Here is a 24,121-nt window from a genome sequence, read left to right on the forward strand (position 1 = left end):
TGAGAGGTGAAAATATTGGATATAATTTCATTAATAAAAAAAGTTAAGAAAAGAGAAGAAAACCTAGATATTCAGGAAGCATTTAATATATATAGTCTTCTAAGGGCAAGATATGTTAGCACACAAACTGTTCAATTATTTAAAAATTTTGTTCATGACGTAGGTTGGGACGTAATACTTTCAAAATTTCAGATGAATTTTGAAAAGCAAATAGAAAATTTAGAGGAATTAGGCGAAATTTTTCGTATCATCATGCCAAACAGACCTCCTCTAGACGTTAAATTTGCAACCCGTGTTAATGATATAACAGATGATTATAACTATAAAAAGATATACCATGACCTCATAGCACAACTGATGTCTCTTATCCATGCAGTTCGTTCAACTAGTACTAATGATAATTTAAGACATATAATCATAAAAGATTTAATAATCCATTTTGAGGATTTTGATACGCTTTATAAATTTGGTAAATTGAAGGGCTGGGAAGAGACATATCCTGTTGACAAAACTTCTATTATTCAAAAATAAGAACAACTTTCCACTTCTGAAGCATTTCATATTTGGGATCATATTACTATGAGGTATGAACAAATTGAACTCATAGGTATATTTTCTAGTTTTGCTCATGATACCGAATTCAAAGTAATACTTCAACATGGAATATACATCTATAATAAACAACTTAACAAGCTTGAGCAATTAGCACTAAAACTTAATGTACCTCTTCCTAACAGACCAGCACTACCTGTAACTTCTCCAATCGATCCTGAAACAATTACGGATAAGTTTATGTACAGAATTATTTTAAGCTGGGAATTAGCTTCCTTAGATACTCATGTAAGAGCAATCATTGAAACTATTAGGAACGACTCATTGCGCAGGTTATGGAGTGAACTTCTTACTGCAGAGTTAGGGTATTATGATAAATATCTGAAATATGGGAAAATGAAGGGCTGGACAAGAGTAGTCCCAATTTATGGCGAGCCTGTTACATAAATAGATAACTATATGTTTTAAAAAAATCATCTAACTTTTAGATGGTTTTTTTAACAACATTTTGGAAGCTTCAAGTCTGCCGTCTTATATGTGGCAGTTGTCTAGCCTAGGAAAATTGCCTTGGTGACAGTCTAAATCTGCTTCCAAAGGTTGTCGCAGCTCCATAGAGGAGTTGATTCATCTTCTTCGAAGCTGTTGCATCTTCTTCCAAGTTGATTTATCTTCTTCAAAGCTCATGCATCTTCTTCAAAGCTGTTGCAGCGACCCAGGAGATGATTTAACTACGGTATTCTTCCCGTTGTCACAATGTTTGTATTTTATTTTACTTACCAGAATGACTTTTTCTTTTGTTATTGTCCATTGTTCCTATTATTTTTCTTTATCAAAAATGGTACGAAGTGGACTAAACAAAATGAATAAAATGTAACCTTTCCTTTGTTTTATAACTTAGTATTTGTATAGAATAAATAATTCGTTGAAACTATGTTCAATAGATGATAAAATGGAATAAAAGTTATATTTTATCATCTATTAAACATTGTTATTTCATTTAGTTGGAATTAGCATTGAAAGGATTGAGTTGATTATGGAAAATATCAAAGAAGATTTGATGAAATCTATTCAAATTAAGTTACCACGTTTAAGTAAAGGTCAAAAGCTGATAGCTGAATATATTTTAGAACACTATGATAAAGCAGCATTTATGACAGCTTCAAAATTAGGTACAAGTATCGGAGTAAGTGAATCAACTGTTGTAAGATTTGCTAACGAGTTAGGCTTTAGTGGTTATCCAAAACTGCAAAAATCTCTTCAACAATTAATCAGAGATAAATTAACTACTGTACAAAGAATCGAATTATCTAATGACTACATGACTCAAGAAAATGCGCTAAAAAGTGTGTTAAAAGCTGATATGGAAAATATCAAAGCTACATTGGAAAAAATAAATTATCAAACTTTTGACGATATAGTTAATTCACTATTTAAAGCTAGAAAAATATATATTATCGGCCTTCGCGACTCATCTGCATTATCTGAATTTTTAGCTTTTTATTTAAATCTTATTTTAGATAATGTTGAAGTAGTGGCCTATGGTGTAAGTGATATATTTGAACAAATGCTTAATGTTAATGAAGAAGACATAGTTATTGGAATAGGATTCCCTAGGTATACTACAAGAACTATAGAAGCCTTAAACTTCGCTAGAAGTAAAAATGCAAATATTGTAGTAATTACAGATAGTTTATTGTCTCCATTAGCAGCTAAAGCTAATTATACGTTAATAGCACAAAGTAATATGACTTCCTTTGTTGATTCTTTAGTAGCACCACTTAGTGTAATAAATGCATTAATAATCGCTGTTGGATTAAGAGAAAAAGATAAGATTTCAAAGACATTTACTACTTTAGAAGGCATATGGGAAGAATATAAAGTTTATCTATAAATTAATAGTAAATAATATCACTATTTAACATAATACATATTTAAAATAGAGTGTCATTAGAAGTTTCAATTCAAATATTCTAATAATAAAAAAGCAATAAAATAAATTACACATTAATATTTTCACAGAGCATTAACAATAGTTTTATAGTAATTATCTATAACCCTATTGTTAATGCTTTATGTCTATTTTGTCGTGGGTCCATTCTTAAGCCTTTCCAGTAATAGTATAACAATAATTGATAATTTACCTAAGATAATTCTTCCAATTTTTTTCATTATTTTAAAGGGTTTATTTTACTTTATGAGGAATTAATGTAAAGTAATGTATATTTTTAAAATTTATTTATGAATTTTTTAAATAAAACACATAAGTTTAACTTGCTTATCATATTATGATAAAATGCTTCTACAAAAGTAGAATTGTTAGTAAACATTAAATAAAATTTTAACGACATTTCAGAAGGAAAGTCTCCCACTTCTATAAGTGGGAGTTACATTCCCTAACAAATAGAAAACTTCAGTGGGAATATAACTCTCCTTCTGAAGTCGTTAATGCATCTTCTACGAAGATGTTGCAGCTCCGCAGGAGATGATAAATGTAAGGTATCAACTATTGCAAAACTATGCATCATATGGGGGAGTTCATTATATGAAGAATAAAATAGTTGTTGTTTCTGGCATTATTTGTATGTTGATAATCGGAATTGGTATTGGGTATAATATAAAATCAAATACTGTTAACAGTATAGCCTCTTTAAAAACAAATACTATAACATTAGCGAGTAATAAGAAAAAACTTGTTGTTCAAAATAAAGCGAAACTTGATAGTGAAAGGCCATCTAAATCTGTATTAAAATCATCAGATAAAGGTGAAGATGTAACAAGAATACAAACTAGACTTAAAAAATATGGTTATAATGTTGTCATTGATGGAGATTATGGTGATGCAATAACCTATGCAGTTATGGATTTTCAGCAAAGACATAACCTTGTACCTAGTGGTACAGTTTCAGGTAAAACATTAGATGCTCTGTATAAATCACCTACAAAAGCAATATGTACAAGCCAGCAACACAATCACTACTTACTGCAGATGATATTGCTAATAAATCCATTTATGAAAAAGAATTAAATAGTGTTGATAGTACAAGCAATACGAATAATTATATTTTAGTAAACATATATCAACAAAAAGTATACATTTTTTCAGGTTGTGTTCATAATTGGAAATTGATTAACATCTTTTCTTGTGGTTCCGGTAAATCTAGTACTCCAACTGTAACTGGACATTTCCGAGTTGGGGTCAAGGGACTATGTTTTAAATCTGGTGCATCCGTTTATTGTAAGTATTTCAGCCAAATTAGTGGTAATTATTTATTTCATAGTATTTTATATGACAGATACGGGAATGTAATAGATGGTAATTTAGGTACAGTGGAATCACATGGTTGCATAAGATTGGCTCTTAAAAGCGCAAAATATATTTATGACAATGTGCCAATCGGCTCTAGTATTTGGATAAAATAAATTATGCACCATGTCTATTAGGGTACAAAATAATTTGTGCCCTATTAGATATTAAAATTAGATAAATATATAATTTATTACATATTTTACAAATTAAATTTTTAATGCTATAATAGATATTACCGCTTCATTATCATTATAAAAATAGGGGATTAATTTAGGAGGATATTTAATGATTACGTTTAAGAAAATGTGGGATGATGTATTATTACTATTAACAAAAAAGGAATACAAGGATATTGATATTTTAGAGAAATTTAATTCTGGGTTCTCTATTAAGGATAGAAATGATATAACCTTTATTTCAAAGGATGACTTTTCGAATGTTTGGTGCAAATTATTGTACTATGACGAATTTTCTTTAGAACAGGTTATCGGTGATGATTTATTAAAACCAAAGTATATTTACGCTATTTTAAAACAATTACCATATATATCAGAAAGTTCAACTGCAATTAAATTAATACAATAATTAAAAAATATTTTTCATATTATTTAAAAATAATAATCCCCCTGGTAGCTACCAGAGGTTTTTATTATTTGCTGGTTTTTTCTATAATTTTTTTCACATTTTTTATCTCTATTAGCAGTTACTCTCCCTATCAAATCAAATATTTTTCTAAAATCTGGTATAATATTTCTGTAATTTTTATATATTAGAGTATCTCATAATTTTTAACAACATTTTGGAAGCTTCAAGTCTGCCATCTTCTATAAGTGGCAATTGTCTAGCCTAGGAAAGTTACTTTGGTGGCAGTCTAAATCTGCTTCCAAAGTTGTACATATCAAACATTAATTATAAATAAAATAATAAACCTAATATATATTATGATAAATATAGGGGGGCTAAATGAGTACTAAAAGTATTAATAATACAACTAATGTGAAAAAAAGTTCTTTTATATATAGTCATAAAAGTAATAAAAGTAATAAAAATTCAGGAATATCCTTTTTTATTCTCACAATACTCACTGCTTTTTTAGTATGCTTAATTATACCTATAAATGTAAAGGCAATAGAAAATAAAAAAAGCAATGCAAATAACATTTATGTTAATGTTATTGATAATACAATGTCCGTAATAAAGTGTTTTAGCAATGAAAGTCAGTCTGCTAATAATGAGGATGTTAGTATTAACTCTTTTAATTTAAATAATAAAGACGTCATTGATTCTAAAACTAAGGTTAACAATTCTAATGTGAATGCTACCCTATATGATCCAGACCTTAAAGGTATTCTAAATAATGCCAAACCACGAGTGCTAATATATCATTCTCATACTAATGAAGCTTATGCAACCTCTGACAAGGATAAATCTAAAACAGACAGAAGTGGGGATCAAACAAGAAATGTAGTTGCAGTGGGTGATGTAATAACCAATTCACTAGAAAAAAATTATGGGATTTCAGTTATACATGATAAGAATGTAAATGATAAACCAAATTATGATAAAGCATATCAGAATTCTGGAGCTACTTTAGCTAAGTATATAAAGAAATATGGGAAATTTGATTTAGTAATAGATTTGCATAGAGATAGTGTAGTTAATAAAAATGAAGAGCTAACTAAAATAAACGGTCAAGATGTTGCTCAATTTATGTTCGTCGTTACACGCCAAAACCCTAAATACGCAAAACAGAAGAAATTAGTAGATTCAATGATAGGAATATCAAATAAATTATTTTCAGGTCTTATAAACAAGGCTCCTATCCTTTATCATGATTATGGAATTAATTTTTATAACCAAGGTCAAAGTGATAATGCAATGCTAATTGAAGTAGGTACATATACTAATAGTATTTTCGAAGTAAAAAATACTGGTAACTATTTATCAAGAATAATTGCAGAGCAATTAAATGGTAAAAAATAAACAATGCCCTTATAGTTTTTTATTAAACTATAAGGGCCTATTTTATTATTATATATTTTATATCATTAATTAATAGTATTGGCATTTTTTCTTTTCTGGAGCATGCTAATAATTCCAGTTGCAATTAATATTATTACTAAAGCAACAATGCCGCAAAATATATAACCTAAAGATGAGTTAAAAAAATTACTACCGAATCCTGGTATAGAATAATCTGGTAACAATGCTTTCCAAATGCCTCCGAGTCTTACCATTCCATCTGGAATAAATCCAAGTTTTGCTTTTAAATCACCACCAGACCATTCACCAAAGGCAGTCCCTTGAGCCAATAATCCAATAGGAGCAAAAATAATTAAAGCGATTATTGCATACCAATATTTCTTTATACCGCCTATCTTCAAGTTTTCAAGTGGAGATTTTTGAAGTGGATAAATTTGAAGCATAGCAGAATTGGATTTTTGTAAATATTTTACTACAAGTCCTGTTACCACTCCTTCTACAGGACCAGCTAAAGTTATATGTGCAAACAACATTGCCGGTATAGTTTGTATAAGAGTATATGGTGCATACAAAGGAGTTCCATTAAGTTTATGGAATAATAACGGTTGAAGCCCAAGTTCAATTGCAGCAAGCAATGCTCCCATGTTAATTGCTATATACCCGGCAATGATCGAACCAATAAATCTACGTTTCGATGTGATTTCAGACTTACCTGATATAAACTTATATACATAATAGCTTACGAATGGAATCACAAATGCCATGTTTACAATATTGGCACCCAATGTAAGAATTCCTCCATCTCCAAAGAAAAATGCTTGAATTATAAGTGCAATACTAACCCCTACTACGGCCGCCCAAGGACCCAAGATTATTGCTAGTATTGAAGCTCCAACTGCATGTGCTGTAGTTCCATCAGGTATTGGTATGTTGTACATCATAATTGTAAATGAGAAAGCTGCTCCAATCGCCAGTAGTGGAACTTGTTTGTCCTTTAATGTTTTTTTTAATTTTACCGCTGCTATGCCTATTATTGGAACCGCTATGGCCCCTAATACAACGCAGGTTTGGGGACTTAAATATCCATCGGGTATATGCATAATATCTCCTCCTAAAATTAAAATTATATATAATTAGCTAAAAAGTTATTCTATCTATATCAAGATAAAAAAAATAACCACAAAAGTTTCATTCCTAAGAAATGAACCTTCGTGGTACATTGTTTTAAAGTAAAATATTGATTTTAAATTATTATTACGTATCCTCGTGATACGCCTTAATTATATAATAAATTTCGGCTTAAAACAACTGTTTTTCACATTTTTAAAAAATGTAATAATTTACTATTATTACTATTAATACTATTGTTACTATTATTAACTATTCATGACTATGAAAATGATTATGATCATGACTTTGATCTGCTTCATGAACATGATTATGATAATGCTCATCTATGAGATTTACAGAAAGTAATAATTCTTTATTTGATAATATATCTCGTGGTGAACCCTGAGCAACTATTTTATGCTCTTCATTAAAAACTATTACTCTATCTGCAATTTCGTAAACAATGTCCAGATTATGAGTACATGTAATTAAAGTTTTTCCTGAATTATTGAGTTGTGCCAATAAATTAATTAGCCATCTCTGACTTCTAGGATCTAAACCATTAGTGGGTTCATCCAATATCAGAACCTCTGGATTTATTGATAATATTGAAGCAATAGCTACTTTCTTTTTCTCACCTCCGCTTAATCTATATGGTGGTCTGTCCTTTAATAATTCCAAGTTAAGCATCTTAATAACTCCATTTACTCTATCATTTACTTCCTTCAAATTAAGCTTCATCTGCAAAGGTCCAAAAGCTATTTCTTCCCATACATTCGTAGAAAACAATTGGGCATCCGAATTCTGAAATATAAATCCGATTCTTTGGCGAAAAGCTTGTGAAAACTGCTCGTCATTTAATGTTTCTTCAGTAACAAGTTGACCAAAAGCCCTATACTCACCTTTACTTGGAAATATCAAACCATTAAAAATTTTTAGAAGTGATGATTTTCCCGAACCGTTAGCCCCTAAAATAACTAATTTTTCACCACTGTAAATATCTAAGTTTATATCTTTAAGTACCGTCTCATCCTTTATATATTCAAATGAAACATCGCTAAGTTGCATTATTCTTTCATTATCCAAGAATTATTTCACCTCCAAAAGCTGCTAAAGTGCAAATTATTACCCCTAAAATCCATTGAAAATCCAGTAAAGTAAATTTAAACCTGTTCATAATAACCGGTTCCCCTTTATAACCTCTTGATAACATAGCCCCATACACTTCTTCACTTAAGGCATAACTTTTGCCAAAAAGACTTCCAATTGCATTTGACACAAATTGGCGGCCTTCTTTTGATTTTATTTTACTAAAAGTTCTGCTTTTTCTAGCAATAAACATATCTGTTGTAATATTTAATAATATAAAAATATAACGATAACACATTTCGAGTGTTGTAATAAATATTTTTGGTAAAAACAAAACCCTTAGTGCCTTCAGCAAATTAGCCCACCGAGTGGTAGTAGTAAATAAAAAAGCTAGAGAGACTGTAACACCAACTCTGACTATTAATAAAATAGCTCCCGATACTCCTTGCGACGTAATCGTAAGAACAGACGGAAATGTCAATGGTCCAAAATTCACTTGATGACCAAAGTTTATAAGTGTAATTAAACTAGTACCAGGCCTTACGAAATTAAAAATTGATGGTAATACCGCAATTCCCGTAAAAAGAGGTGTGATTAACCATATTCGTTTAAAATATAATTTTAAAGATACACATGATATTTTTGCTAAAATACATGATATTAAATAAATAATAGTCAATATAAATACATTATGAATCAAAGTTGACGTTAAAACTAATATAATCAAAGATATTACCTTTGTTCTTGGATCTAGCCTTTGTAGAAAACCTTTTTTAAAAGCTATATCTTCAAAAAAAATGACTTCTTTTAAAAGCTTAGCAATACCATTAGTAGTCTTTTCTAAAAAATTTGCTTTCTTCCTTTTGCCAATACATCCACATGGGCACATCCCTATTTCTCCACTATTTAGCAACCATTCCGGCACTTCATTTTTTGAATTCATTTGATTTCTCCTTTATATTCTAAAAACCACAAAAATTAATATCCGCTTTACAGAAATCAACCTTCGTGGTCACTAATTTAACGACATTTCAGAAGGAAAGTCTCCCCCTTCTATAAGTGGGAGTTACTACCCTAGCAAAAACAAAACCTCAATGGGGGTTTAAATCTCCTTCTGAAGTCGTTAATGCAGCTCCTCGGAGATGATTTAATATACACGTATATTCAAGTTTTGTTATAATTGTACACCCTCGTGGCATACAAATATTAAATATCCAATAATTTGTTGTTTTTAAGAAAAATTTATAATCCATTGTTAATTAACATCTACTCTATTGTTTAAACTAAAACACAATACATCTCTATTTTATAGTATAATAATGCGCATGTATACAAAAAATAAATACCATTGTAATATAATTCAAATCGTTGGGGGTATTATCGTGAAAATTGCAGTTATAGACGCACAAGGGGCAGGTCTTGGCCAGACAGTTATAAAAAAAATTCTTAAAGAAATAGATCATAGTGTTTATATAATTGCACTTGGTACAAATACATTTGCTACCTCCAATATGATAAAAGCCGGTGCAAACGAAGGCATTAGTGGAGAAATTCCAATTTGTACATATTGTAAATCAAATAAAATTGACAGTATAATTGGACCTATTGGGATACTATGTAATGGTGGTATAAACGGAGAAGTTACTTCCATGATTTCTAATTCGATATTTAATATGGATTGTACTAAATATATACTTCCTCTACAAAAACATGGTATTTATATACCAGGAACAAGAAATTTACAAATCAAAGATATGATTGAAGAGATTGTACTTGATATAAAAAACAATATCAAATAACAACTGTATTTAATATTATCTTATATAGTTATTATTTCTAGCAAAAATCAATGGAAGCCATTTAGACTTCCATTAATTTATTATAGCTTCAATTTTTTATTTTTCTAGCCTATGAATTAAGTTTTCATTTACTATTCGTATCCACTGTTGATTTAATTGGTCACTCTTACCAAACCCTTGCATAAACTCAGATTGTAAGTTTAATGCTGAATCTTCCTCTTCAATTTGTTCCTGTATTAATGACAATCCGCCTTCAGATACTGGCATAGTATATAACCAGCTTATTGTACCCTGATCATTGTCAATCCTTGCCTGTTCTGCAATAGCATAAAGCAGTTTAGTAGTTACAAGCTCAGTTGAGTAATATTTTTCAAGTATTTCTTTAATGTCTTTAAACTGATAATCTGAATAGGGTAATACATTTATCTCATAAGCAGCATCCTTATCGTCTAAATAACTTATAACATGTTTATAATGATCATACTCTCCTTCAGCTTGCACACCGAAAAATGATGCCCATCCATCCAAATCTAAGTTAGAGAAATAAGCCTGTATATTGCGATAAATAGTGTGATTATTAAATTCATGTGATATTTGCTCATTTAACAAATTTAATGTTGCTTTGGTTAAAAACATTTAATCGCCTACTTTCATTTAATTATATTCAATATAATCATAATAAGAACAAGTTTTATAATGTTTTTATATCATATAAAGCAACTTAAAGCGACCTAGTAGATGATGCGTCTCTTTCAGAGTTGTTACAGCTCCGATAGGAGATGATTTAACAGCTCTGAAAGAGATGATTTATCTACCTAATTACTTAACCTTAGCTTATCAGCAACCATTGCTATAAATTCAGAATTAGTAGGTTTCCCTTTTTTACTGATAATTTTATAACCAAAAACATTATTAATAGTTTCTTTGGGAACCTTAGACCATGTAACATCTATAGCATGCCTCATTGCTCTTTCTACTCTACTTGCAGTTGTATTATATTTTTTACCTACTAAAGGATACAACTCTTTAGTTATTGCCGATAAAAGATCAACATCATTAATTACCATAATTATTGCCTCTCTTATAAACATATATCCTTTTAAATTAGCAGGGATTCCAATATCATGAATAATATTAGTTGTTTGTTCCATAATATCACTATTAACCGGTTTTCTTTCCTTAATAATACACTCAGTATCATTAAGATAAAGAGGCACTTTCATAAAACTGGAATTATCTGCATCGCTATTTACCATCTGTCTTATTCTTTTAATTAATAATTCCATGTCAAATGGTTTAACAACATAATAATCCGCTCCTAGTGATATAGCTTTTTGAGTTATGTTATCATTCCCAACACCTGATAAAACTATCATACAAGGCTTTGGTCTTAAATCTAATTCTTTTATCCTCTCTAAAACAGCCAGTCCATCAAGAATCGGCATAATTATATCAAGTAAAACCAAATCAGGTTTTTTTTCTTTAATCAAACTAATTGCCTCTATCCCATTTTTAGCAATGCCAGAGACGACAATATCATCCTGAATTGATAGATAATCATAAAGAACATCACAAAATTCCTCGTTATCATCAGCAATAATTATGTTTATTTTTGAACCTTCCATTTTAAAATCCCCCTTATATAATGTCATATCTGTCATATATGTAATATGTCCTAATATTATATAAGTTCGACAATTAAATACAAATTCCTCTTTATATTGGCATTTATTTTTAACCTTTGTCGAAACGCGCATAAATAGAAGTATCAAAAACCACATTTTCTAATATTAAAGTACTCTTTCTTAGCCGTTCATATTATAATCTATAATAAATAAATGGAAGCCGCTCTGGCTTCCATTTATCAGTCTCGATATTTTGAAATTTTTTATTTTTTGTATCCTTGTGGATGACCTTTATGCCAATTCCATGCAGACTCTATAATAGTTTCAAGAGACGCATACTTAGGAACCCAACCAAGAATTTGTTTAGCCTTATCACTAGATGCAATAAGCACTGCTGGATCTCCTGCACGTCTAGGAGCCATTTCAGCCTTTATATCGACACCAGTAACCTTCCTAACTACATCAATAACTTGTTGAACAGAAAAGCCTTGTCCATTTCCAAGATTGCAAGTTACGCTATCTTCTCCTCGTCTAAGCCTTTTTACTGCAAGTAAATGAGCACTAGCAAGGTCAGTTACATGAACGTAATCTCTTACGCAAGTACCATCCTCTGTTTTGTAATCATCGCCAAATATCATAATCTTTTCTCTTTGGCCAAGTGCTACTTGAAGTATAATAGGGATTAAATGAGATTCTGGTCTATGATCTTCTCCTATTTTCCCACTTATATGAGCACCTGCTGCATTGAAATATCTTAAAGCAGTATATTTTATGCCATAAGCATTATCACACCATTTTAATATTTTCTCAACGCAAAGCTTTGACTCTCCATAAGGATTTGTTGGGAAAGTCTTATCGTTTTCAAGTATTGGAATATTATCCGGCTCACCGTAAGTTGCTGCAGTAGACGAGAAAACTATGTACTTAACATTATGATTTTTCATAGCCTTAAGTAAATTAACTGTAGATCCAATATTATTTTCAAAATACTTTAAAGGCTCTACAACGCTCTCCCCTACAAGTGAATATGCTGCAAAATCTATAACTGCATCTATCTTATTCTCTGTAAATACCTTATTAAGTATCACATCATCTCTTAAATCTCCAACGTAGAGTTTTCCACCTAATAATGCATCATGATGACCCTTTTCAAAATTGTCTAAAACAACAACCTCTTCGCCTTTTTCTAGAAGCTCAGCCACCATATGACTTCCAATATAACCTGCTCCACCGCATACTAAAATAGCCATTAATTTAACTCTCCTCTCATAACAATTTATTATTAATTATATACAATACTATTTTAACACATATTTTGTATTAGTCCTTAAATTGTTAATAAATGAATTTTATTTACAATTGACACTGAATGAGTTCAAGGCATATAATAAGAAGATTGTTCCCTTTATAACAATTAGGAGGTGTACCATGTTCAATGGATTAAACGAAGAAGAACTAACCGAATTTTTGCTAACAGAGACCATTGATGAGATAAATAAACTTATTCAATTCATTCATCCAGCAGATATTTTAATAGCTATTAGGGAATATGAGGGCAATAAACTTGATTTACTTGGAAAATTGTCTCCAATTATAGTAGCAGATATTATTGATGAAGCTGATGATGAGGAAAAATATGATTTATTATCCATTCATTCTAAAATAAAACAGAGAACTATCATACATGAAATGTCTTCCGATGAATTAGTTGATTTATTAGAATCAGTTTCAGAAGATGAAGCTAAAAACATTATGATAAATATGAATAAAGAAGATGTAGATGAAGTAAAAGATTTGTTAGCCTATGACCCAGACTGTGCGGGTGGGATCATGGCTACTGAATTTATTAGTATAAAAGAAAATATGACTGTAGATGAAACACTTAAGTATTTACAAAAAGAAGCTCCTGACGCAGAGACCTCTTATTACATATATGTAGTAGATGGAAATTCTCTTTTAAAAGGCGTTATTTCACTAAGAGATATAGTCGTTAACAAATTTGATGTTAAAATCTCAGAAGTTATGAATAGAAGCGCTATGAGCATACCCGTTGATATGGATAAAGAAGAAGTTGGACATATATTTGAAAAGTATGGCTATTTAACTATGCCAGTAGTTAACGAATTTATGCAAATTCTAGGGATAGTAACTGCTGATGATGTAATGGAGATTTTAACTGATGAACATACTGAGGATTTATATCGTCTTGCTGGTGTGCAAGAGGATGAAAAAGTTACTGGTTCTCTTAGTTCTTCAATTAAAAGTAGATTACCTTGGCTATTTGTAAATTTAGTAACTGCAATTCTTGCAGCCGCAACTGTTAGTCTATTCCAAGGCACCATTCAAAAAGTTGTAGCTCTCGCCACTTTCATGCCAATAGTTGCAGGTATGGGTGGTAATGCAGGTACGCAAACTCTAACCATTATCATTCGTAGTATTGCACTTGGAGAAATAGACGCTAAAAATGCAAAAAAAATATTAGTTAAAGAATTTGGTGTAGGTATTATTGCAGGTATTGCTATAGGTATTGCTGTAGCAATATTAGGTTATATGTGGGAAAAGAATGTTGTTTTCGGATTAGTCATTGGTCTTTCTATGATACTAAACATGGTGGCAGCAACAATGTCCGGGTTTACAGTACCAGTTATACTAAAAAAGGTTAACATCGATCCAGCACTCGCATCTGCTGTGTTTGTTACTACTGTAACCGACGTCTTGGGTTTCTTTTTCTTTCTAGGACTCGCTACATTATTTTTACCTTACTTAATCTAATAAATAGAAAAAAGTATAATGATAGTTCATGTGGATGAACTATTATTTATGGTTGTAAGTATGATTACCATGTCCACCATGATTATGCTGTGGCAATAATTTTTGTATTTCAGTTTCTTGTTCTTTTGTTATAGTACCATTATCAATAAGTACCTTCATTGGACTAACTTTAGTATTCTCCATTTTTTTCATATAACTTTCTCTTTCTTTTTCACTCATACCTTTCATTTTCTTAAACATTTCTTTTCTTTGAACCTGTGCTGACATTATAGACGAATTAACTTTATTACTTTGATCGAGAGTTAACACTTTTTTAATTACAAGTATGTTCATGCCTTTTTTAAATTCAGCAGTTCTTATTTCTGTAACTTTAATATACATACTTTTTTTAAGTGCATCTGATTTCTCCTGGGTTAAAATGTTCTCAGTTACCAAGTCTCTAAATAATCCGCCTTTTTCACCGTCACATTTTTCTTTTTTACATTTTTTATCTTTTCTCAATTCGCCACGATTTTTCATGGATTTAGAATTTACATACTCTAAGACCTTATCACCTTCAGTTTTTGTAATAATCTTTGAAGATACACCTTCCTTAATTACAAGCTTTAGTGTAACTTTCATCTGAGCGTGATGAGCTTTTGCATCTTTTTTCCCATTTTCATTAGCCTTTAATTCCATATTAATATTCTCTTTTGCATTATCATTTTTAACAGCGGCAAAAGTAAGACCTGTTGAAGAAAATACAAGTCCTGTACATAACAGGCCACTTAATAATTTCATTCTAAGAGATTTGTTTTTCAATTTTATTCCTCCCTAAAATATTATTCATGTCAACATATTATTACTGTATTAGGATGATAATATACATCACTATAATTCTACATAAATCTCTGTTTTTTTTATAATATTATCAATATTATTAATATTACATGCCAAATGAAAAATTATATGGATTTATGATTTATTTAATGCTACAATTTTACAATATTATTGTTTTAAAACGACATTTCAGAATGAAAGTCCCCCACTTCTATAAGTGGGATTATAAATCTTCTTCGAAGCTGTTGCAGCTCCTTTAGGGAGATGATTAATTAAAAAGTAAAAGTGAGTGATGAAAAATGATAAACCTCGATTATATTAGAAATAAAATGTTACAAACAATAAATTTTTTTAAAAATGAAGTAGTTTTTACTTTGGCTTTATCTCTCGCCATTATTACATCATTCTTTTCCACGCCCAAGGTAGAATACATTGATTTTAAAGTTTTAACGACATTTCAGAAGGAAAGTCTCCCACTTCCTATAAGTTGGAGTTAACTACCCTAGCAAAATAAAACTTCAGTGGGAGTTTAAATCTCCTTCTGAAGTCGTTATACTACAGCTCCGCAGGAGATGATTTAATTACTTTATTCAATCTTATGATTATTGTAGGTGCCTTTAGTCATATGAAAATACTCGACAAAATAGCTGTAAGTTTACTTACTAAATTCAATAGTTATAAAAAAATTTCTCTTATTTTAATATACTTAACCTTTTTCAGCTCCATGCTTATAACAAATGACGTAGCTCTAATAACATTTATACCCTTAACTCTTATAATAAGTAAAAGAGCTCACATAAATCCGATGAAACTTGTAATCTTCCAAACGCTTGCCGCTAATATTGGTTGTGGCCTTACCCCTATGGGAAGTCCTCAGAATTTATTTATTTTTTCCTTTTATAATCTAAATGCTTCTCAATTTTTTAAAATAATGCTTCCATTTACTATTTTTGGCATCCTTTGGCTTTTTATCTTAAACATATTAGAAAAGAGTAAAGAATTTAATTTTAATTTAGAAGATATAATTATTGAAAATCAAACTCATGTGTTAATCTTTTGTGTCTTGTTTATATTTATCTTATTATCTGTATTTAATATAGTAAATTATAAAATAGCATTAATAATTACGATTTTGGTTGTGTTAATATTAAACAAAAGACTATTAGCAAAAGTAGATTATATTTTACTACTTACTTTTATTTGTCTTTTTATATTTACTGGAAATTTATCAAGTTTCCCTTTTATAGAGTCCTTTGCAAGAGCTTTCTTGCATAATAAAACCACGACTTATTTTTCTTCAATATTATTAAGCCAGTTTATTAGTAATGTTCCATGTTCAATGCTTCTTGCAAACTTTACTTCAAACTGGAAAGAACTTTTACTTGGAGTAAATATCGGTGGACTTGGGACTTTAATTGCATCTTTAGCTAGTGTTATCTCCTATAAGCTCTATATGAACGACAGAACTTCAAAAAATCAAAATACATACATAATTTGGTTCACATTTTATAATGTAATCAGTTTAATAGCATTTACATTAATAAACTATTTTATTTTTATTTTTTAAATTTAAATAAAAACATTTTTTAAACATAAAAATTACTATGTACAATGTTGACATAATAATCTATAATTGACTTGATTATATAATGCTATTGACATAAATAGCTCATTAAATATTAATTTAAATCTGAAGGGAGGAATTTATCAAAAGGATAATTACTGCTTTTGATAAAATCAAAAATGCCAAATGACTCTAATTTAAAACCTATTTATAAAAAAATAGCTATTGATATTAGTAATAGAATATTATCGGGAGATTATTCTATAGGCGACAAACTATACGGGAGATCTTCACTTGCAAGTGAGTATAATGTATCACCAGAGACCATAAGAAGAGCAATAACTCTTCTAAGCGATATGGATATAGTTAAAGTAACAAAAGGCAGTGGAATAGTCATAAACTCCGTAGATAATTGTTTAAGCTTTATTGATAAATTCAAAGATATAGACTCTATAAGTTCTATTAAAAAAAATATTATAGAATTACTAGAAAAGAAAAAAACAATAGATAAAAGTATCGATGATTCAATCGATGAATTAGTAGATTATTCTAGTAGATTTAGAAATAGTAACCCCTTTACTCCATTTGAATTTGAAATACATCCTGAAATGTGTATCATAGGTAAAACAATATCGGAAACTAAATTTTGGGAAAAGACAGGTGCCACCGTTATCGGGATTAAAAGAAATGGTAAGTTAATACTTTCGCCAAATCCACTTACTACATATAAAGTTAAAGATATATTTGTAGTGATTTGTGACGAAAATAGTTATTATAAAATTAAAACTTTCCTTTATGGAAAATAATAAATTTATATTTGCCCCTATATCTCATTTTATATTAATGTGATATAGGGGTTTTTCGTATTATATATCAATATATTATCATATATGTACCTTTTTCCTAATAAAACTACAATTATCCATAAAAAACGACAGATTAGTGCTATAATAAGTCAGATAGGAAGTAGCAACTTAACACTATGTTTAAGTCGTTGCTAATAAGCAATTATGGGGGGGTATTAACTTTGATAGAATTCAAAAATGTAAATAAAAGTTTTAATGGTAGGAAAATATTAAAAGACATAAATATTACTATACAAGACGAAGAATTAGTTGTTCTAATTGGACCGAGTGGTTGTGGAAAAACTACAACGCTTAAAATGATTAATAAATTACTAATGCCAACTTCTGGTGAAATTAGAATTAACGGTAAAAAAGTTGCAGACCAAAATACAATAAAGCTAAGACGAAATATGGGTTATGTTATACAACAAGCAGGACTTCTCCCACATTTAACTATAGGTGACAATATAGCATTAATACCTTCTATAGAAAAAATGGACAAAGATAAAATACATACTAAAGTAATTGAGTTGTTAAAACTTGTAGGACTAGACCCCGATATGTATATAAATAAATATCCCAATCAATTAAGTGGTGGTGAGCAGCAAAGAGTAGGCGTTGCAAGAGCCTTTGTAATGAATCCCGAGATAATACTCATGGATGAACCCTTTAGTGCCTTAGACCCAATATCGAAAGCTCAACTTCAAGATGAGGTATTTAGTATACAACAAAAATACAAAAAAACAATAATATTCGTAACTCATGATATGGATGAGGCATTAAAATTAGGAGATAGAATTTGCATTATGCATGATGGTCATGTGGTTCAATTTGATGCTCCATCAGAAATACTTAAAAACCCTATTAATGACTTTGTACGTGACTTTGTAGGTAAAAACAGAATATGGGATCAACCTGAATTAATTAAGGCAAAAGATATTATGATAAATAAGCCTGTAAAATCAGTTGGAGAAAGAACAATACTTCAAGCAATTGAAATAATGAAAACAAGTAGTGTAGATAGTTTACTTGTTGTTGATGAAAATAATGCTTTAACCGGTCTTATCACCCTAAAGCAAATCAGAACAACTCTTAGAAAAGATCCAGATAGCACCAAAAAAGTAAAAGATATAATGCAAAAAGAACTAATAACAGTAAATGATGAAGATTCAATAATAGATGTATTAGAATTAATAAAAAAAGAAGATATAAACTTTGTTCCTGTAGTTGATAATGAAAAGAAACTAACAGGTCTTCTCACAAAGAGCAGTCTTTTATCTATACTAAGTAATCAATTTATAGATATGGAGGTAGATATTGATGAATAGTTTAACTTCATTTATGAATTTCGTAATAGAAAGAAAAGATCAAATAATAAGTTTGTTTATTCAACATATCCAACTAACTTTATTCGCAATTGTTATTGCTATTGCTATAGCTATACCGCTTAGTATACTTATAGTTAAATATAGAAAACTTTCAGTTCCTATCATTGGTTTTGCAAATGTAATTCAATCAGTACCTAGTCTTGCATTACTTGGATTTTTAATACCTTTACTTGGTATTGGAAGTAAACCAGCAATTGTTATGGTAGTTATGTATTCACTTCTACCAATCTTAAAAAATACATTTGCAGGACTAACTAACATTAGCCCAGCACTTATTGAAGCTGCTGATGGTATGGGACTTACAAATACGCAAGTCTTATTCAAAGTCCGTTTTCCACTAGCTATGCCAATTATTATGTCAGGTGTTAGAATATCTGCAGTCACGGCAGTTGGACTTATGACCATAGCTGCATTTATAGGTGCTGGTGGCCTTGGATACTTGGTTTTCTCAGGTGTACAAACCGTTAATAACAATATGATTCTTGCCGGAGCTATTCCTGCTTGCTTTCTTGCTATTTTTCTAGATTTCATTTTAGGAAAAGTAGAAGATGTAGTAGTTCCAGAGGGTATAAAAATCACCCAAACTAAAACCCCCAAAAATAAAACAATTTTTAGTAGTAAAAAATTCAAATATATAGCATCAGGATTAATTCTTTTAGTAATTATATCCTCAGTAGCTGTAAGTTTTGTTAAAAATGAAGATACAATAGTCGTAGGCTCTAAAAATTTTAATGAGTCAATAATACTTGGAGATATGATGTCTTCACTAATAGAAGCTAAAACTAAGTATAAAGTTGAGAGAAAATTAAATTTAGGAGGATCTGCTGTAGTATTTACTGCTATGAAATCAAAAGACGTAGATATATATCCAGAATATACTGGAACGGCTCTTGTAGACATACTAAAAAAGCCCACAATTAGCGATCCAACTAAAGTTTATAATATAGTAAAAAGCGAGTTTTCAAAGAAATATGATCTTGATTTTTTAGAGCCCCTAGGCTTCAATAACACCTTTGTATTGGCTCTAAAACCAGACTTTGCTAAGAAAAATAATATAACCACCATTTCAGATTTAGCAAAAATAAGTGGTGATTTAAATGCCGGACTTACTATGGAATTTGCAAATAGACAAGATGGTTATATTGGACTAAAGAAAACCTATAGCCTAAATTTTAAAAGTTTAAAAGGAATAGATGGAGGGCTTAGATATACTGCTCTTGAAAAAGGTTCAACCCAGGTTACAGATGCATTCTCCACAGATGGAATGATCAAGAAATTTAATTTAAAACTTCTTAAAGATGATAAGGCTTTTTTCCCACCTTATTATGCAGTTCCTATAATAAGAAATGACACATTAAAAAAGCATCCTGAGCTAAAGGGTATATTACAACTTTTAGCAGGGAAAATTACTGATGAGGATATGCGTACTATGAATTATAAAGTAGATAACGGTGCACAATCTAGAACAGTTGCTGAAGACTTTTTAAGGTCTAAAGGTTTGATAAAATAAATAAGTCAAAAAGCGATATATTGTAAAAATATATCGCTTTTTTCTGCTCAAATTAAAATAGAATTTTAAATCATAAAAATTTTTGTATAAATATTCTTTAACTGATAAATAATAATCATATTATAGTTATATACAAAATTGTATAAATTCACACTTTCTTTACAGAGTAACAACTCAATGATATAATAGAGGTTGTTACTCACTGAAAAATTAGGAGGTTTTAACTTTGATTGAATTTAAAAACGTAAGCAAAAGTTTTAACGGTAGAAAAATATTAAAAGATATAAATATTACTATACAAGACAAAGAATTAGTTGTTCTAATTGGACCAAGTGGTTGTGGAAAAACTACTACACTAAAAATGATTAATAAATTATTAGTACCAACTTCTGGTGAAATTATAATTGACGGTAAAAAAGTTGGAGACCAAAACACAATAAAGCTAAGACGTAATATGGGTTATGTTATACAACAAGCAGGCCTTCTCCCGCATTTAACTATAGGTGACAATATAGCATTAATACCTTCTATAGAAAAAATGGATAAAAATCAATTACATACTAAAGTAATTGAGTTATTAAAACTCGTAGGACTAGATCCTGATATATATATAGATAAATATCCTAACCAATTAAGTGGTGGTGAACAACAAAGAGTAGGAGTTGCAAGAGCTTTTGTAATGAATCCTGATGTAATACTCATGGATGAACCCTTTAGTGCCCTGGATCCGATAACAAAAACTCAGCTTCAAGATGAGGTATTTAGCATACAACAAAACTACAAGAAAACTATTATATTTGTAACTCATGATATGGATGAAGCATTAAAACTTGGTGATAGAATTTGCATTATGGATGGTGGACATGTGGTTCAATTTGATACACCATCAGAAATATTAAAAAATCCTATTAACGACTTCGTACGTGACTTTGTGGGCAAAAACAGAATATGGAATCAGCCTGAATTAATTAAGGCAAAAGATATTATGATAGACAAGCCTGTAACATCAGTTGGAGAAAGAACCATACTCCAAGCAATTGAAATAATGAAATCTAGAAATGTAGATAGTTTACTTGTTGTAGATAAAGATAATACTCTAACTGGACTTGTTACATTAAAACAAATTAGAGCGAATCTAAGAAAAGATCCAGATAAAGCTAGAAGAATAAAAGATTTAATGGAAACTAAACTTATAACCGTAAATCAAGAAGATTCAATAATTAATATATTAGAAGTTATAAAAAAAGAAGATATAAATTTTGTTCCAGTAGTAGATGATAAAAATAGATTAGCTGGCCTTCTTACCAAAAGTAGCCTTTTGTCTATACTAAGTAATCAATTTATAGATATGGAGGTAGACGTAAATGAATAGTATTAATTCTTTTATTAGTTTTATAGTAGACAGAAAAGATCAAATAATGGATTTGTTTATCCAACATATTCAACTAACTTTATTCTCAATAGTAATCGCTATAGCAATTGCTATACCACTTGGTATACTTATAGTTAGGTATAGAAAACTTTCGGGTCCTGTTATTGGTGTTACAAACGTAATTCAATCGGTTCCCAGCCTTGCATTGCTTGGATTTTTAATACCAATACTTGGTATAGGTAGTAAACCAGCAATTATAATGGTAGTTATGTATTCTCTTCTACCAATTTTAAAAAATACATTTACAGGACTCACAAACGTCAGTCCTGCGCTTATTGAAGCCGCCGATGGCATGGGACTTACCAATACTCAGGTACTTCTAAAAGTTCGTTTTCCACTCGCTATGCCAATCATAATGTCAGGCATTAGAATATCTTCAGTTACGGCTGTTGGACTTATGACCATAGCTGCTTTCGTAGGCGCTGGTGGCCTTGGATATTTAGTTTTTTCCGGAGTTCAAACAGTCGACAATAACATGATTCTTGCTGGAGCTATTCCCGCTTGTTTACTTGCTATTATATTAGATTTTATTTTAGGTAAGATAGAAGACATCGTAGTTCCTGAGGGAATAAAAGTTACCCATACTAAAAAATCTAAAAAGAAAAGTTTGTTCGGTAGCAAGAAGTTTAAACTTATAGCTTCAGGAATTGTACTTTTAGTTATATTATCAACAGTAGCTATAAGTTTTTTTAATGATAAGAACAAAATAGTAGTAGGTTCTAAAAACTTTAACGAACAATTAATAATGGGAGATATGGTATCCTCTTTAATTGAAGCTAAGACAAAATATAAAGTTGAAAGAAAATTAAATTTGGGTGGAACTAATGTAGTATTTAGCGCTTTGAAAACAAAAAACGTTGATCTGTATGTAGAGTATACTGGTACAGTTCTTGTAAATATGCTAAAAAAACCTACTGTGAGCGATCCAAAAAAAGTTTACGATATCGGAAAAGCAACTTTGGCTAAAGATTATAGTATAGAAATGCTTAATCCAATAGGATTTAACAATACCTATGTTATAGCAGTAAAAAAAGATTTTGCAAAAAAATATAACTTAGAAACTATATCTGATTTAGCAAAAATAAGTCCAAAAGTAACTGCTGGAGTTACTATGGATTTTGCAAATAGACCAGATGGTTATCTTGGACTTCAAAAAAAATATAATTTAAAATTCAAAAGTGTAAAAGGTATCGATGGTGGACTTAGATATAAGGCACTTGAAAGTGGTGACACTCAGGTTCTAGATGCATTCTCCACTGATGGACTAATTAAAAAGTTTGATTTAAAACTTCTAAAAGATGATAAGCAATTTTTCCCACCATATTATGCAGTTCCACTAGTAAACGCAGATACACTCAAAAAATATCCTGACTTAAAGGGTGTTTTATCCCTCTTAGACGGAAAAATTAACGATGATGAAATGCGGTCTATGAACTTAAAAGTAGATAATGGTGCACAATCTAAAACAATTGCAGAAGATTTTTTAAGATCTAAAGGTTTGATAAAATAAAATAAGTGAAAAAAGGTTTGATATATTTTATATATCAAACCTTTTTTATTTTCCCTGATATCCATAATAACTATATAAAAATTAGATTATTTTACACTAATTAGTATATGTATATAATATTGTCTTTTTTAGCATACTAAGATAAAGGTTAATGCTAATACCAATACTGTTACTATTATTGCAAAATAATTTTTGATAAATTATGGAGATGTTATTATGAATTATAAAAAGATTTCATTAAAAATGATAATATTACCTCTTATATTATTAATATGTATGTCATTTATACCCTTAACATTAATACCTATAGTTAATAAAACTCAAGATACAAAATCAGTTATGGCAATTGCTAAAAGTGTACCAAACGAGAAACGAGGATCCCCCCATTATGATTACATTATAGGACAGGATCACCTACCTCATTTCAGAGTATTTTTTTGGGTTCCCAAAAATGCAACCCATTTTCAGCCTTATGCAGATAGCGGAGTTAATACCGATGTATCAGAACATGGCCCTGTTACAAATTGGTCTATAGTTACTACAAAACAAATAAAAGGTAATGATAAGTTAGTATTCATATATGTGCCTAAAACTTTTGTTATTTTATATGGAGATGGTTTTCAAGATGTTATACATTTAAAATATAACTAGTTAGAGCGACCCAGGAGATGATTACAACTCTACCAAGAGATGCTTACAGCTCTGCCAAGAGATGCTTACAGCTCTGCCAAGAGATGCTTACAGCTCTGCCAAGAGATGCTTACAGCTCTGCCAAGAGATGCTTACAGCTCTGCCAAGAGATGCTTACAGCTCTGC

22 protein-coding genes and 1 pseudogene are annotated in these 24,121 nt (G+C 30.0%); 16 read left to right on the forward strand and 7 right to left on the reverse strand.

The features are described 5' to 3' along the window. Nucleotides 1-15: 15 nt before the first annotated feature. The 7 genes and pseudogenes from KPL38_RS06860 (at nt 16) to KPL38_RS06890 (ending at nt 5,842) form a co-directional block, all read left to right on the forward strand. The gene (locus KPL38_RS06860) at nt 16-531 is read left to right on the forward strand and encodes a hypothetical protein (protein WP_216288405.1); all 516 of its coding nucleotides are present in this window, start codon (nt 16-18) and stop codon (nt 529-531) included. Nucleotides 532-543: 12 nt separating this feature from the next. Then, nucleotides 544-999: pseudogene (locus KPL38_RS06865) on the forward strand (DUF3231 family protein); the annotation flags it as partial. 586 nt (nt 1,000-1,585) lie between these two features. After that, on the forward strand, nt 1,586-2,443 hold the full coding sequence (locus tag KPL38_RS06870; RefSeq protein ID WP_216288406.1) for a MurR/RpiR family transcriptional regulator: 858 nt from the start codon (nt 1,586-1,588) through the stop codon (nt 2,441-2,443). Nucleotides 2,444-3,094: 651 nt separating this feature from the next. Next, nucleotides 3,095-3,577: a peptidoglycan-binding domain-containing protein gene (locus KPL38_RS06875; protein WP_216288407.1), complete on the forward strand. Its 483-nt coding sequence runs from the start codon at nt 3,095-3,097 to the stop codon at nt 3,575-3,577. After that, a complete protein-coding gene (locus tag KPL38_RS06880; RefSeq protein ID WP_216288408.1) occupies nt 3,502-3,972 on the forward strand; it encodes a L,D-transpeptidase in 471 nt (156 codons plus the stop codon). Before KPL38_RS06875 ends, KPL38_RS06880 begins: the two co-directional genes overlap by 76 nt. Before the next feature lie 172 nt (nt 3,973-4,144). Beyond that, on the forward strand, nt 4,145-4,444 hold the full coding sequence (locus KPL38_RS06885) for a hypothetical protein (protein ID WP_216288409.1): 300 nt from the start codon (nt 4,145-4,147) through the stop codon (nt 4,442-4,444). Between the two features lie 378 nt (nt 4,445-4,822). After that, nucleotides 4,823-5,842 (forward strand): stage II sporulation protein P, encoded by a 1,020-nt coding sequence (locus KPL38_RS06890; protein WP_216288410.1) that lies wholly within the window; start codon nt 4,823-4,825, stop codon nt 5,840-5,842. Nucleotides 5,843-5,907: 65 nt separating this feature from the next. Here KPL38_RS06890 and cbiM read toward each other — a convergent pair whose 3' ends face one another. The 3 genes from cbiM to cbiQ form a co-directional block, all read right to left on the reverse strand. Continuing rightward, on the reverse strand, nt 5,908-6,942 hold the full coding sequence (gene cbiM / locus KPL38_RS06895; protein WP_216288411.1) for a cobalt transporter CbiM: 1,035 nt from the start codon (nt 6,940-6,942) through the stop codon (nt 5,908-5,910). A gap of 280 nt (nt 6,943-7,222) precedes the next feature. Further along, a complete protein-coding gene (locus KPL38_RS06900) occupies nt 7,223-8,038 on the reverse strand; it encodes an energy-coupling factor ABC transporter ATP-binding protein (RefSeq protein ID WP_246577849.1) in 816 nt (271 codons plus the stop codon). Then, nucleotides 8,031-8,984 (reverse strand): cobalt ECF transporter T component CbiQ, encoded by a 954-nt coding sequence (gene cbiQ, locus KPL38_RS06905; protein ID WP_216288412.1) that lies wholly within the window; start codon nt 8,982-8,984, stop codon nt 8,031-8,033. The genes KPL38_RS06900 and cbiQ overlap by 8 nt, the downstream gene beginning before the upstream one ends. 439 nt (nt 8,985-9,423) lie before the next feature. Between cbiQ and KPL38_RS06910 the strand changes: the two genes are divergently transcribed. After that, a complete protein-coding gene (locus tag KPL38_RS06910) occupies nt 9,424-9,840 on the forward strand; it encodes a DUF3842 family protein (RefSeq protein ID WP_216288413.1) in 417 nt (138 codons plus the stop codon). A 96-nt stretch (nt 9,841-9,936) separates the two neighbouring features. Here KPL38_RS06910 and KPL38_RS06915 read toward each other — a convergent pair whose 3' ends face one another. The 3 genes from KPL38_RS06915 to galE form a co-directional block, all read right to left on the reverse strand. Next, on the reverse strand, nt 9,937-10,476 hold the full coding sequence (locus KPL38_RS06915; RefSeq protein ID WP_216288414.1) for a ferritin-like domain-containing protein: 540 nt from the start codon (nt 10,474-10,476) through the stop codon (nt 9,937-9,939). A 179-nt stretch (nt 10,477-10,655) separates the two neighbouring features. Further along, entirely contained in the window at nt 10,656-11,465 is an 810-nt protein-coding gene (gene spo0A / locus KPL38_RS06920; protein ID WP_216288415.1) for a sporulation transcription factor Spo0A, read from the reverse strand. Between the two features lie 263 nt (nt 11,466-11,728). Then, the gene (gene galE, locus KPL38_RS06925) at nt 11,729-12,715 is read right to left on the reverse strand and encodes a UDP-glucose 4-epimerase GalE (protein WP_216288416.1); all 987 of its coding nucleotides are present in this window, start codon (nt 12,713-12,715) and stop codon (nt 11,729-11,731) included. A gap of 178 nt (nt 12,716-12,893) precedes the next feature. Here galE and mgtE point away from each other — a divergent pair, with 178 nt between their 5' ends. After that, nucleotides 12,894-14,237 carry a magnesium transporter gene (gene mgtE, locus KPL38_RS06930; protein ID WP_216288417.1) on the forward strand — a complete coding sequence of 448 codons (1,344 nt, stop codon included), beginning with the start codon at nt 12,894-12,896 and terminating at the stop codon, nt 14,235-14,237. Between the two features lie 42 nt (nt 14,238-14,279). Here the strand turns inward: mgtE and KPL38_RS06935 are convergent, their stop codons facing one another. Further along, nucleotides 14,280-15,038 carry a hypothetical protein gene (locus KPL38_RS06935; protein ID WP_216288418.1) on the reverse strand — a complete coding sequence of 253 codons (759 nt, stop codon included), beginning with the start codon at nt 15,036-15,038 and terminating at the stop codon, nt 14,280-14,282. 598 nt (nt 15,039-15,636) lie between these two features. On the opposite strand from KPL38_RS06935, the gene KPL38_RS06940 reads away from it, so the two are divergent. From KPL38_RS06940 to KPL38_RS06970, 7 genes are all read left to right on the forward strand, one after another. Continuing rightward, nucleotides 15,637-16,623, forward strand: coding sequence for an SLC13 family permease (locus KPL38_RS06940; RefSeq protein ID WP_312884167.1), 987 nt, complete (start codon nt 15,637-15,639; stop codon nt 16,621-16,623). A 176-nt stretch (nt 16,624-16,799) separates the two neighbouring features. Continuing rightward, on the forward strand, nt 16,800-17,426 hold the full coding sequence (locus KPL38_RS06945) for a GntR family transcriptional regulator (protein ID WP_216288430.1): 627 nt from the start codon (nt 16,800-16,802) through the stop codon (nt 17,424-17,426). Nucleotides 17,427-17,647: 221 nt separating this feature from the next. Next, on the forward strand, nt 17,648-18,793 hold the full coding sequence (locus KPL38_RS06950; protein WP_216288420.1) for an ABC transporter ATP-binding protein: 1,146 nt from the start codon (nt 17,648-17,650) through the stop codon (nt 18,791-18,793). After that, on the forward strand, nt 18,786-20,363 hold the full coding sequence (locus KPL38_RS06955) for an ABC transporter permease/substrate-binding protein (protein WP_216288421.1): 1,578 nt from the start codon (nt 18,786-18,788) through the stop codon (nt 20,361-20,363). The genes KPL38_RS06950 and KPL38_RS06955 overlap by 8 nt, the downstream gene beginning before the upstream one ends. 226 nt (nt 20,364-20,589) lie before the next feature. Further along, entirely contained in the window at nt 20,590-21,735 is a 1,146-nt protein-coding gene (locus KPL38_RS06960; protein ID WP_216288422.1) for an ABC transporter ATP-binding protein, read from the forward strand. Continuing rightward, nucleotides 21,728-23,305 (forward strand): ABC transporter permease/substrate-binding protein, encoded by a 1,578-nt coding sequence (locus KPL38_RS06965; protein ID WP_216288423.1) that lies wholly within the window; start codon nt 21,728-21,730, stop codon nt 23,303-23,305. Before KPL38_RS06960 ends, KPL38_RS06965 begins: the two co-directional genes overlap by 8 nt. Nucleotides 23,306-23,521: 216 nt before the next feature. Then, complete coding sequence (locus tag KPL38_RS06970) at nt 23,522-23,956, forward strand: hypothetical protein (RefSeq protein ID WP_216288424.1); 435 nt, start codon at nt 23,522-23,524, stop codon at nt 23,954-23,956. Nucleotides 23,957-24,121 lie beyond the last annotated feature (165 nt).

Source organism: Clostridium psychrophilum, assembly GCF_018861705.1.
Lineage (GTDB): Bacteria > Bacillota > Clostridia > Clostridiales > Clostridiaceae > Clostridium_AD > Clostridium_AD psychrophilum.

Excerpts from the sequence above, each read along its gene's own strand:
- galE (WP_216288416.1), bottom strand. The coding sequence starts at position 12,715 with ATGGCTATTTTAGTATGCGGTGGAGCAGGTTATATTGGAAGTCATATG.
- cbiM (WP_216288411.1), bottom strand. The coding sequence starts at position 6,942 with ATGCATATACCCGATGGATATTTAAGTCCCCAAACCTGCGTTGTATTA.
- KPL38_RS06915 (WP_216288414.1), bottom strand. The coding sequence starts at position 10,476 with ATGTTTTTAACCAAAGCAACATTAAATTTGTTAAATGAGCAAATATCA.
- KPL38_RS06955 (WP_216288421.1), top strand. The coding sequence starts at position 18,786 with ATGAATAGTTTAACTTCATTTATGAATTTCGTAATAGAAAGAAAAGAT.
- cbiQ (WP_216288412.1), bottom strand. The coding sequence starts at position 8,984 with ATGAATTCAAAAAATGAAGTGCCGGAATGGTTGCTAAATAGTGGAGAA.
- mgtE (WP_216288417.1), top strand. The coding sequence starts at position 12,894 with ATGTTCAATGGATTAAACGAAGAAGAACTAACCGAATTTTTGCTAACA.
- KPL38_RS06880 (WP_216288408.1), top strand. The coding sequence starts at position 3,502 with ATGTACAAGCCAGCAACACAATCACTACTTACTGCAGATGATATTGCT.
- KPL38_RS06885 (WP_216288409.1), top strand. The coding sequence starts at position 4,145 with ATGATTACGTTTAAGAAAATGTGGGATGATGTATTATTACTATTAACA.
- KPL38_RS06965 (WP_216288423.1), top strand. The coding sequence starts at position 21,728 with ATGAATAGTATTAATTCTTTTATTAGTTTTATAGTAGACAGAAAAGAT.
- KPL38_RS06890 (WP_216288410.1), top strand. The coding sequence starts at position 4,823 with ATGAGTACTAAAAGTATTAATAATACAACTAATGTGAAAAAAAGTTCT.
- KPL38_RS06945 (WP_216288430.1), top strand. The coding sequence starts at position 16,800 with ATGCCAAATGACTCTAATTTAAAACCTATTTATAAAAAAATAGCTATT.
- KPL38_RS06970 (WP_216288424.1), top strand. The coding sequence starts at position 23,522 with ATGAATTATAAAAAGATTTCATTAAAAATGATAATATTACCTCTTATA.
- KPL38_RS06870 (WP_216288406.1), top strand. The coding sequence starts at position 1,586 with ATGGAAAATATCAAAGAAGATTTGATGAAATCTATTCAAATTAAGTTA.
- KPL38_RS06875 (WP_216288407.1), top strand. The coding sequence starts at position 3,095 with ATGAAGAATAAAATAGTTGTTGTTTCTGGCATTATTTGTATGTTGATA.
- spo0A (WP_216288415.1), bottom strand. The coding sequence starts at position 11,465 with ATGGAAGGTTCAAAAATAAACATAATTATTGCTGATGATAACGAGGAA.